This is a genomic window from Alistipes senegalensis JC50 (assembly GCF_025145645.1).
GTDB classification, from domain to species: domain Bacteria; phylum Bacteroidota; class Bacteroidia; order Bacteroidales; family Rikenellaceae; genus Alistipes; species Alistipes senegalensis.
Genome location: NZ_CP102252.1, coordinates 43,182 through 55,153, shown reverse-complemented (window position 1 = coordinate 55,153; position 11,972 = coordinate 43,182). Strand labels below are relative to the sequence as shown.

The window sequence follows — 11,972 nt, the reverse complement described above, 5'->3', positions numbered from 1 at the left end:
AAAGATAGTTTATCATTTTGTATTTTGGGTTTTCTTGCGGTTGCTCAGCAGGTGCTGCGTCGCGTCCAGTTCGGTCTGCGCCCCCAGGTCGCCCTGGCTTTTCATCCACGCATCGAGCTTCGGGCGCATCCGGGCCATCACCTTCGCGCAGGCGGGGTCTGCGGCGAGGTCGTGCATCTGGCAGGGGTCTTTCACGATGTCGTACAGCTCCTCGGCAGGCCGTTTCTGGTACAGCCCGGCGCGTTCCCGGGCGAATGCGTCCCCCGAGGCGCCCCGTCGCTGCCACTCCTTGAAGTACTCCTGCTTCGTTATGACGCATTGGAACGTCGCTTCGGGTGTCAGGTTGCGGATGTAGAGGTAGCGTTCGTCGCGGACCGAGCGGATGCCGTAGTGGTCGGGGCCGTTGAGAATGCCCCGGGAGGTCTGGATGCCGAAGACATACTGCTTGTGTCTCGATTTTCTGCCTTCGATCACCTTCCTGAAGCTCTTGCCGTCGAGGCCCTTCGGCACCGCGCCCGAAGCGATCTCCACGAGCGTGGGGGTCACATCGACATATTCGCACAGTGCGTCGGTGGTCGTGCCGGGCTGCGTGACGCCTTTCCAGCGCACGATGAAGGCTGTTTGGAGACCGGCGTCGTAGCAGGTCCACTTGGCGAAAGGGAACTGGTGTCCCTGCTCACTGGTGAAGATGAAGATCGTGTCGTCGTCCAGTCCGTATTTTTTCAGCAGGGCGTCGATGCGGCCGACATCGGTGTCGAGCTGGTTGATTTCGGCCAGGTACTGTACGTACAGGTCGCGGACCTCGGGCGTATCGACCAGCGTCGGGGGCAGGGTCAGCGTGGCCGGATCGAAGAGCGAGCGATCGCCGCGCGTCCACGGAACATGGGCGTCGTGCGAGGCCACGTAGAGGAAGAACGGCTCGCCGCTTTCGGCGACTTCGCGCAGGAACGGTTCGATCCGTGCGGGATTCACATCGGCGTTCGGCTTGGCCAGCTCCTCGAAAGGAAATGCGCTCATTGGCGCGATGTGCCGTTTGCCCTGCATGGCCACCCGGTAGCCGCACTCTTTCAGATATCGGGGCAGGGTCGCTACGCCGTCGTCGATGTAGGTGTGGTTGGGGTAGGCGCCCGACCGCACGGGGTAGAGGCCCGTGAGCAGGCAGTGGCGCGTGGGCGAGCTCATCGCCGTCGCCTGGAAGAACCGCGTGAAGCGCAGACCCTCCGCTGCCAGCCGGTCGATGTTGGGCGTCACGGCGTCGGGACTGCCGTAGCAGCCGAAGTCGAGCATGCGCGTGTCGTCCGAGATGACGAGCACGATGTTGGGCCGTTTGGCGGCCGCGACCGCCGGGAGTGCCGCGAGGGCGGCGGCCGTCACGACGATGCGGGTTGCTTTCATCTCCATCTTATTCGGCGCAGAACAGGTAGTTGTGGGGGTTGCGCTTGAAGCGGTAGCGCTGACGGGGCAGCGGCAGCGGATCGTCGGTGGCGATCTCCCATTTGAGCAGTTCGGCCAGCAGCTCCTGCTGTCTGGCGGCGTATTTTCTGTTGCCGTAGAGGTTTTTCATCTCCGAGGGGTCCTTTCTGACGTTGTACATCCGGCCGTTGCCCAGCATGTCGAATTCCAGCTTCCAGTCTCCCATGCGCACGCAGCGGCTCGAACCGCTCTGCGTCCAGGTGTTCAGTTCGTCGAAGAATCCGGGCTTCTTCCGGGTGGCTCCCTCCCGGGCATAGTCGGTTCCGTCCTCCTTGGTGTAGTACTGGCCGCCGTAGCCGTCTTCGCTCATCACGCTGCGGAACTCCTCCTCGGGGTAGTCGCCGCCGCCGATGACGTTTGCGAGACTGCGGCCCTGCACGCCTTCGGGAATCTCGCCCCCGGCCATCTCGCAGAAGGTGGGGAACACGTCCACCAGCGAGACGTGTGCATGGCTCAATCCCTGCGCCGGGACCGGGCCGCCGAACCAGACGAACGGCACGCGCGCGACGATGTCCGAGAGCCCTACGCCCTTCTTCATCAGCCCGTATTCTCCGGCGAAGTCGCCGTGGTCGGACATCACGACGAAGACCGTGTTTTCGTACAGGCCCTCTTTGCGGAGCTGTTCCACGAAACGGGCTATCTGGTCGTCGATCAGGCGGATCATCCCGTGGTAGTTGCTGCGCAGGCGTCCGAGGTGTTCGTAGTAACCCGCATGCCCCAGCGACATCATCTCGTGGAGAAGTTCGTATTCCGGTCCTTTCACCGCAAGGTCCCGGATGTCGGTCCGCATCGGCGGCAGTTTCTCGGGCGGGAACATCGAGTAGTAGGGTTCGCTGACCTGATAGGGATTGTGCGGCTCGGGGAACGAGAGCCACATCATGAAGGGTTTGTCATCACCGTTGCCGATCCATGCCAGCGCGTCGTCCACCATGCGCCAGGGGTGCTGCATCTCGGGACTGAACGGCGCCGGATCGTAGTCGGCGTACATATCGGTCGTGCCGAGGTAGCGGTTGAAGGCTTTGGCCTTTTCATCCACCCGGCCCTGCTGGGCGAAATGGTTGTAGGGCCGCCAGCAGTCGGCGTCCTGCGGTTTGAGGTGGGCGTGGTTCTTGCCGACGAGGGCCGTGCGGTATCCGTTGCGGCGGGCGAAAGAGAACAGGTCGTCCTTGTAGACCGCATCCTCGATATTGTGGTTCGACTTCACACGCGTGGCTTTCGGAAAACGTCCGGTCAGGAACGCCACGCGGGCGGGACCGCTGATCGGCGCCGGGGTGTAGGCCCTGTCGAACCAGACGCCCTCGCCGGCCATACGGTCCACGAAGGGGGTGACATCCAGCGGATAGCCCTCCCGGCCGCAGAGGTCGGCGCGCTGCTGGTCCGTCATGATGAAGACGAAATTGGGTTTGGCGGAAGCTCCCGTCTCCTGGGCCGTTGCGGTCGATACTGCCAGTGGCAGCAGCGCGGTCGCACCCAGCGGGATTTTAACAGGATTCATCGGATATTTGATTTTAGATTGAAATTTTAGTCGGTCGCCGGAGCGGATGACACAAAATTAGGCGGATCGGGACAGACCGGGGGCTCTATTTTGTCCAAATATGGCCAAAAAATGACCAAACCCCCGTTCGGGTGCGGCGGGGCGTTGACCGGGCCGATTTTTTCCTTTACCTTTCCTGAAATTACGAACCTAATTCCGACGTATATGATGAAATTCGACAAGCGTGCAACGCTCGTTTCGGCTGCCGCCCTGACCTCTTCGCTGGCCTGTGCCGCACAGCCCAACGTCGTCTTTATCCTGGCCGACGACATGGGCTACGGCGACGTGTCGGCCCTGAATGAAAAATCGCGGATTCGAACTCCTGCCATCGACGCGCTCTGCCGGGAAGGGGTGACCTTCACTGACGCCCATTCGGGCTCTTCGGTCAGCACGCCCTCGCGCTACGGCATTCTGACGGGGCGCTACGCTTTCCGCACGACGCTCAAGAGCGGCGTTACCAACAGCTACTCCCCGCCGCTGATCGCCCCCGACCGCCGCACCATCGCCACCTTCCTCTCGGAGCAGGGCTATTCGACGGCCTGCATCGGCAAGTGGCATCTGGGGTGGAACTGGGCGATGCGCGACGGCGAGGTGGATTTCTCCGGTCCGATCGACGGCGGTCCCGTGACCCGGGGATTCGACTATTTCTTCGGCATCCCGGCGTCGCTGGACATGCCACCTTATGTATATATAGAGAACGACCGGGTGACGGCGCTGCCGGACCGGACCGCCGCTGACGGCAAGGGGCTCCTGTTGCAGCGCAGCGGTCCGCAGGGCGCCGACTTCGAACATGGGGAGTGTCTGCAACGGATTACGCGCAAATCGCTCGAATACATCGCCCGGCAGCGTAAGGACAGGCCCTTTTTCCTCTATATGCCGCTGACGGCCCCGCATACGCCGATCCTGCCTTCCGAGGAGTTCCGCGGCAAGTCGGGGCTTTCGCCCTACGGCGATTTCGTGATGATGGTCGATGACGTGGTGGCGCAGGTGGTCGCCCGGCTCAAAGAGCAGGGGTTTTACGAGAACACCGTCATCGTTTTCGCCGCCGACAACGGCTGTTTCCACGGGGCGGGGGTGAGACAGATGGAGGCCGACGGACATTATCCCAGCTATATTTACCGGGGGTATAAGTCCGACCTTTTCGACGGCGGACACCGCGTGCCGCTCATCGTGTCGCGGGGCGGAAAGAACGGCGGGCGCGTCGAGCAGGGGCTCGTTTCGCTCACGGACTTCTACGCCACGTTCGCCGAGATGACGGGTTACCGGCTCACGCCCGGCGAAGGCGAGGACAGTTACAGTCTCTGGGGCGTGCTGACGGGCGAGGGCCGAAACGTGCGTCCCGATGCCGTGCACCATTCGAACACCGGCTGCTTCTCGCTGCGCGAGGGCCGCTGGAAGATTCTCTTTACGGCCGGTTCCGGCGGTTGGAGTTTCCCGACCCTGCCCAAGGACAGGGAGTATATGGCCACGCTTCCCGCCATGCAGCTCTACGATTTGGAGAGCGATCCCGGAGAGACGCGGAACGTGATCGGCGAACATCCCGATGTCGTGCGGCGCCTGACCGCCCGGATGAGGGAGCATATCGAGCGCGGACGTTCGACTCCGGGCCCCGCTCAGACGAACGAAACGCGCGGCGAGTGGAAGCAGACGGCCTTGTTTATGAATGATGCGAAATAGCCCAGAACGGGCTGCAAGGCCGCTTTCACCCGATTTGACCAAAAAATGACGTTTTTTGGATAAGAGTTCAAGGCTGTTTTCTCGGAAACAGCCTTTCTTTGTTATCGAGTAAAACTTACTAAACCTAAAACCAATTTGTATGAAGGTATTTCGACTATGGTCGCTGATGCTTTCGGCGGCAGTGCTCTTCCTCGCCGCCTGTGAATCGACGGATGAGAAGGACGGCGGGAGATATTCGCTCGGAACGACCTGCCGGATTCTCGAAAGCAGAGGCAATTTCACCAGCTTCATTAAGGCGCTCGACCGCAGCGGTTACCGCAGGCTTGTGGACGGCGGCGGACTCGTGACGGTTTTTGCACCCGACGACGATGCTTTCGACAGTTATCTCGAAGGCAGGTACGGAACGTCGGACGTAGATCAGGTTCCCGTTGAGGAGCTCACGCTGCTCGTAGGCTGCCACATGATCCAGTTCGCCTACACGACGGAGGATTTCCTCTCTTTCTCGATGACCTCTTCGGAGGACGGGACGGATGCGGGCGACGGCTCCTGTTACAAGTACAAGACGTATGGGCGTGCCGCCATCGAGGATTATACCGACCCGGTGACCCGGCGGAAGGTGAAGCTCTTCTCCCGGGAGAAGTACATGCCCGTCTTCTCGACCCGGATGTTCGCCAAGCGGGGGATTTCCGATGCGGAGGGCGACTACCGCAAATTCTTTCCCGACGTGAACTGGCAGGGTTCGGACGACCGCCTTTATGCGGGCAACGCCGCCGTGATCGAAAGCGGCATTCCTACCGACAACGGTTATCTCTACATCGTCGATAAGGTGATGGAGCCTTCGCGCACCATATATAAAGAGTTGTCGGACAATTCGGGGACCGGAGCCGGTTATTCGCTCTGCAAGGGCCTTTTCGACCGGATCAGCCTTTACAAGTACGACGCGTCCGTGTCGAAGAACTACGCTGCGTCGTCGGGCGACTCGCTTTTCTATTTCTACCACTGGAAAGAGCCCAGCCGTACGGCCGAGATTCCGGAAATCGCCAGCGAATGGACCTATCACGACGAGAGCGGCGTGGTCTTCGACCGTCCGCTGCGTTATTCGGTCAACTGTTTCCTGCCGGACGACGAGGTGCTGGAAGAGTATATGAAGGAGTATTTCAGCGAGTACGGCACGCAGACCTCGGACGATTTCCTGAGCCTGATTCCCAAAAACGCCATATACCATTTCCTGCGGGCCCATGTCTACGGGAGCCAGGATCTGATCCTGCCTTCGGAGCTCGACCGGCGTCCGGTGGCCGGCGTGAACGGCGAGCAGTTCCGTGTTTCGTCGTCGGAGCTGCGCAGCGTGACCTACTGCTCGAACGGCGTCATTTACGGGATGAACAAAGTGTTCGAACCGGCTGTCTTCACCTACCTGACGGCCCCGTTGTTCCGCTATCCTCAGTTTTCGTTCTACGCGCGGGCTTTCAACACGAAGAACATGTACAATCAGACGGTCGATCCCAACAACCGCTTCACGCTCTTCATCCAGAACGATCAGGACCTGGCCACGGCCGGTTATTCGTCGAGCGAGGGAACCGGGACGAACGGCGACTATGCGTTCCGCAGCAGGTCCGGTGCGATGAACGCCAACCAGGTGTCGAATCTGGTGATGTCCCAGTTCGTCTACGGAACTCTTCCCGAGCTGGCGGAAACCGACGACCTGCGTTATTTCATCGCCAAGGACGAGAAGACCTATTTTTATATAAAGGATAAGGCGCTTTACGACTATTCGGGCCGGGAGCTGGTCGTCAAGGCGACGTTCGATACCGAAAACGGAACGGTCTACCAGATCGACCGGGTGATTCCCGCCCGCGTCGGAGCCTACTCCGAGACCGGTAAGCTGCCCGAATACGAGCAGTTCAAGGCCCTGATGATCACGGCGGGCCTGGGCAACAACAGCGGCGGTCTGGTCACCCCGATCGCCGACGGACTGGTCTTCTTCCCGACCAACGAGGCGGTTATCGCCGCCAAGGCGGCGGGAATGATCCCCGAGGTGGTCGATGGCGACGTGACGGAGCTGCGGAAATATCTCCAGTACTATTTCGTGCCGCTGAAGAAAAACAAGCTCAACTATTACCTGCTGCCGGGTCTCGGTCCCGAGGGAGCGACGGAGGAGCCCTATTCGGGAACCTACGTCACGCTGTCGGAGTACCAGAACGAGGTCGATGCCAAGACGATGGCTATCGCGTGGAATCCCGAGAATCCCGAGTCGCTGACGATTACCGACATGGCCGGCAACTCCATCACGACGGAACCCGGGGTGATCAATCTGCGCACCAACTGTGCGACCTATTCCATCACCACCTGCTTCGATTATCGCACGATGTACGGAAACTAAGTCAGAACCAAAATCAAAACTACATACCAGCGGATGATGAAAAACTTTTCACTTCTACTAATAATGGCCGCCATGTGCCTGCTGCCGTATTTCTCTCCGGCACAGGCGCAGCAATCCTCCAAAAGCGCCAAAAGCCAGAAGAAGGAGAGCTATACGATGCGCGGTGTCGTGTCGGACAGCCAGGGCGTGCTGCCGGGCGCCACGGTCTACTTGCAGAACAAGGATCAGCGAATTATCGTCGGAGCCGTAACGGGTATTCAGGGCGAATACATTCTGAGCGTGCCCGCCGACGCGAAGGAGCTGACCATCGTTACGGGTTTCGTGGGCTATATCACCCAGAAGGTCCCCTATACCGGGCAGCGGGTCTACGACGTGCGTCTGAAAGAGGATGCCAAGTCGATCCAGTCCATCGTCGTCGAGGGCAAGATCGTGCGTAAGAACGACCAGGGCGTCAAGCGCGAGAACCTCGGTACGGCTACCGAATTTCTCGACGTGACGCAGTTCGAGGATATGAGCGTAACCTCCATCGACCAGATGATTCAGGGCCGAATGGCCAATCTCGACATCGTGGCGGCGTCGGGCGATCCCGGTACGGTCTCCACGATCCGCATCCGCGGTTCGGCGTCGCTGAACTCCAGCAACGAACCCCTGATCGTGATCGACGGCATTCCGCAGGACAACGACATCGACGAGGATTTCAACTTCGGCGATGCCAACGTGGAGGATTTCGGCTCCCTGCTCAATATCTCGCCGAACGACATCCAGTCGATCGAGATCCTCAAAGATGCGGCGGCCACCGCGCTCTGGGGCCCCCGTGCGGCCAACGGCGTGCTGCTGATCACCACCAAGCAGGGCGGCGTGCATAAGCCCGTCTTCTCCTTCAATCAGAAATTCGACTTTGCGTTCGATCCCAAGCCGATTCCGCTGCTCAACGGTCCGGAGTACGTGACGCTGATGCAGGACGCCATGTGGAACTGGATCAAGGACGGCGACTACGACCAGCAGCGCGTGAGGACGCTGACCAACCAGAAGGACATCCTCTACGACCGTTCCTACGAATATTTCAACGAGTTCAACTGCAATACCGACTGGCTGGATCTCATTTCCCGGAATGCGTTTACCTCCACGACCGACTTTGCGATGGACGGCGGCGGCGAGGTGGCCAATTACCGCTTTTCGCTGAACTACCTCGATCAGGACGGTACGACCAAGGCGACCGACTTCGCGCGCATCACCTCGCGCCTGAACCTGACGATCAAGTTCTCGCGGAAGTTCCGCGTCTCCTCCAAATTCGACTACACCGAATCGACGCGCAACCAGCCTTATGGCTCCACGTCCAAGGACCTGGCCATCGGCGCGACGGAGAATGCGACGAACGAGGCCAATTCGGTCTACGCCATCAACGACCAGCTGAAAAAGCCGGTGCGCAACACGGCCATGATCAAGATGCCCAACGTGAGCCCCTGGGTGCTGGACCAGTATGGAAATCCGACCAGCGAGTATTTCAGCACGCCCGAAGGCTCCATCCAGAAGACGTTCCCCAATCCGCTCGCCCACGTGCTCGAATCGACCCAGCGGACCAAGGCGCGCACCGTGGGTGCCAATTTCGGCATCGACTATGCGCCGGTTCAGGGTCTGAACATCAAGGCCAATATCTCTTACCGTCTCACGGCCGTCCGTACCAACGGTTTCCTGCCCTCGTCGGTGATGAATGTGAAGTGGTCCAATCAGAATTACAACCAGGGTCTCGAAGCGCAGTCCAACAAGGCCGTAACCTATGCCGATGTCAATATCAACTACGGAGTGAACATCAACCGGCACAGCATTCAGGCGACGCTTCAAGAGCAGATCGAAGCCACCAACAACAACAGTTACAGCATCACGACCACCGGCAGCGGCGCCGAAGCGGTCAGCTCGCCTTCGTCCGAAGGCAAGATCATCAAGATGAATTCGGCCTGGGCCAAGCGGCGTACGCTCGGATTCGCGGGCAGTCTGAACTACGTGTACGACGAACGCTATGCCCTGAACATCGCCGGCCGTCTGAACGCCAATTCCAACACCGGCCGCAATAACCGCTGGTCGGCCATCCGTCCTTCGCTCTCCGCCGTTTGGCGAATCAACAACGAAAAATTCATGAAGGAGGCGAAATGGATCGACGAACTGCGCCTGAAAGCCAGCTGGGGACAGAGCGAGCGCGTTCCGGCCGCAAGTTTCGTTACGGGTACGTTCGCATACGAGGACGCCTATATGGACCGTCCTTCGATCAAGCCCAACCAGATGCAGCTCGACAACCTCAGACCCGAGATCGTCTCCTCGTACAACCTGGGTTTGGAGGGTGCCTTCAAGCGGAATATGATCCGGTTCAGTTTCGACTACTACGACAAGAAAACCTCGGACCTGATCATGGAGAACATGAGCATTCAATCGACGACCGGTTACAGCTCCGTGCGCCGGTATAACGGCGGCGACATCCGCAACCGCGGCTGGGAGTTCTCGGTGAGCCTGAACGACATCGTGAAAATAGGCGCTTTCCGGCTGGGACTCTCCAATATCAACCTCTCGCGCAACGTCAACGAGATCACCTCGCTGCCCGAAAGCATGATCGCCGAGAAATACACGATCGGAAACGGCAATTACCCCCGGAAGATCATGGAGGGCAACCCGATCGGCTCCATCTACGGTTATATTTTCGATGGCGTTTATCAGAATTACGACGAGACGCTGGCCCGCGACGCCCAGGGCGAGCTTATCCGCGATGTCAACGGCAATACGGTTCCCATCCGCGTGGGCGGCACCACCCGCATGCGCCCCGGAGACGCCAAGTACCGGGATCTGAACCACGACGGCGTGATCGACGAGCAGGACATCGTATACCTCGGTTCTTCGTTCCCGACGCTCACCGGAGGCGGAAGTCTCGTGTTGAAGTACAAGGGCTGGCAGCTGCGCACCTCGCTGCATTTCCGTCTCGGACACAGCATTGTCAATATGGTGCGTCACGACCTTGAAAATATGAACACCGGTAACAACCAGTCGAAGGCCGTGCTTCGCCGCTGGCGCTACGAAGGTGACCAGACCGACGTGCCCCGTGCCTTGTGGGGCGTGAACTACAACTCGATGGGTTCCAGCAAATACGTCGAGGACGGATCGTTCCTGAAGGTCAAGGACATTACGCTGACTTATCGCGTTCCCCAGAATTTTTGCCGGAAACTGGGGCTGATGAACATGGTGCTTTCCGCCACGGCCTACAACCTGTTCACCCTGACGGACTATTCGGGACAGGACCCCGAGGTGGGCGTCGGAGCGGGTGCCTACGGTCTGGCGATAGACACCAGCCGTACGCCGCCTGCCCGAAAAATCGCGTTCAACATTTCGTTTAGCTTCTAAATTGTGCGAGTTATGAATAAGAGATACTTTTTCAATCTTCTGAAAACACTCCTGCTGCTTCTGACGGTTTCCGGGGCCTCGGGATGCAATGACTGGCTCGATGTGCGACCCGAGAACGAACAGCCGATCGACGAGTTCTGGAACAACAAGGAGGAGGTCGATGCCGTTATGATGGGCGCTTACCAGCAGCTCCGCAGCAGCCTCGAATATCTGGTTCGCTGGGGCGAGCTGCGCGGGGACGTGGTGGAGCTGGGCCCCGGCCTGACCTCCAACGAGAATATGCTGGCAGTCAAGGGGCTCGATATAAAGTCCGACAACCCGATCTGCAAATGGCAGCCGTTTTACAACGCCATCGGCCGCTGCAATGCGGTCATCCGGTATGCGGCCGACGTGCTGCCGCGCGACAAGACGTTTACCGACAGGGCTTGCGAAGCGTATATCGCCGAGGCGAAGTGGGTGCGGGCGCTCTGCTATTTCTACCTGGTCCGCACCTTCCGGGACGTGCCCTATATCACCGAACCCTATCTGAACGACCGGCAGGAGTTCCGGATTCCGAAGAGCGACGGCATGGATATTCTGAGAACCGTCGTCGCAGACCTCCGCGCATGTGCGCAGCTGATCCCGGTGGCTTACGATCCCGGTTCGTGGGAGAACAAGGGACGGGCTACGGTGTGGGCGCTCTATGCCCTCGCCGCCGACATCTACCTTTGGCTCGGGGAGTACGACGAGGCGATCGGCATGTGTGAAAATATCGAAAAATCGGGCCTTTATACGTTGCTCTCCACGGACGACTGGTACGGTCTCTATTACCCGGGAAACTCCTCCGAAAGCATCATCGAGTTGCAGTGGGACGGCATGCAGCTCCAAAACAATTCGCTTTTCGCGTGGTTTTACAATGAGAGCGCCAATGCGAACAACTATGCCGTTTCGGACGCCGCCGTCGCCAAGTTCAACGAGTTTCCCGATGAATCCGATCAGCGCGGAGACGGGGGCAGTTATATCGAGTCCAGCGGCAAAATCTGGAAATATGCCGGAACGGCGCGCGGCGTCAGTAACCTGCGGGAATCCGGACGCCGCGACGCCAACTGGATTTTCTACCGTCTGGCCGACGTGCTTCTGATGCGCGCCGAGGCGCTGGTCATGCGCGAGGGCGAGGGCGACATGGCCGCAGCCTATGCGATTGTCCGGCAGATCCGGGAGCGTGCCGGATACACGGTGCACCCGGATATGCCCTCCAGTCAGTCCGAAATGATCGACCTGGTGCTGGACGAGCGCCTGCGGGAGCTCTGTTTTGAGGGCAAGCGCTGGTTCGACCTGGTGCGGGTGGCCATCCGCGACGACGGAAAGTACAAGAGCAAGCTGGTCAAACTGCTGCTTCAAAACGTGGCCGCCAAGGACCGTCCGCTCTACGAAGCCAAATTGCAGAATACCTACGGCTATTTCCTGCCGATCAACGAGAGCGACATGGTCGCCAGCGGCGGGGTGCTCGTGCAAAACCCTTATTACCTCTAACCTAACCGACCA

At 59.5% G+C, this 11,972-nt stretch carries 6 protein-coding genes; 4 read left to right on the top strand and 2 right to left on the bottom strand.

Annotation, left to right across the window (positions count from 1 at the left end; translation table 11 throughout):
* Nucleotides 1-12 precede the first annotated feature (12 nt).
* Nucleotides 13-1,401, bottom strand: coding sequence for a sulfatase family protein (locus tag NQ519_RS00185; protein ID WP_019150089.1), 1,389 nt, complete (start codon nt 1,399-1,401; stop codon nt 13-15).
* Nucleotide 1,402: 1 nt separating this feature from the next.
* A complete protein-coding gene (locus tag NQ519_RS00180; RefSeq protein ID WP_019150090.1) occupies nt 1,403-2,968 on the bottom strand; it encodes a sulfatase family protein in 1,566 nt (521 codons plus the stop codon).
* 204 nt (nt 2,969-3,172) lie between these two features.
* On the opposite strand from NQ519_RS00180, the gene NQ519_RS00175 reads away from it, so the two are divergent.
* The 4 genes from NQ519_RS00175 to NQ519_RS00160 all read left to right on the top strand — a co-directional run bounded on the left by NQ519_RS00175 (nt 3,173) and on the right by NQ519_RS00160 (nt 11,960).
* Entirely contained in the window at nt 3,173-4,684 is a 1,512-nt protein-coding gene (locus NQ519_RS00175) for a sulfatase-like hydrolase/transferase (protein WP_019150091.1), read from the top strand.
* A gap of 139 nt (nt 4,685-4,823) precedes the next feature.
* The gene (locus tag NQ519_RS00170) at nt 4,824-7,064 is read left to right on the top strand and encodes a fasciclin domain-containing protein (protein WP_083870948.1); all 2,241 of its coding nucleotides are present in this window, start codon (nt 4,824-4,826) and stop codon (nt 7,062-7,064) included.
* Nucleotides 7,065-7,100: 36 nt separating this feature from the next.
* Entirely contained in the window at nt 7,101-10,448 is a 3,348-nt protein-coding gene (locus NQ519_RS00165) for a SusC/RagA family TonB-linked outer membrane protein (protein WP_161603969.1), read from the top strand.
* A gap of 12 nt (nt 10,449-10,460) precedes the next feature.
* Entirely contained in the window at nt 10,461-11,960 is a 1,500-nt protein-coding gene (locus tag NQ519_RS00160) for a RagB/SusD family nutrient uptake outer membrane protein (RefSeq protein ID WP_019150094.1), read from the top strand.
* The last annotated feature ends 12 nt before the right edge of the window (nt 11,961-11,972 follow it).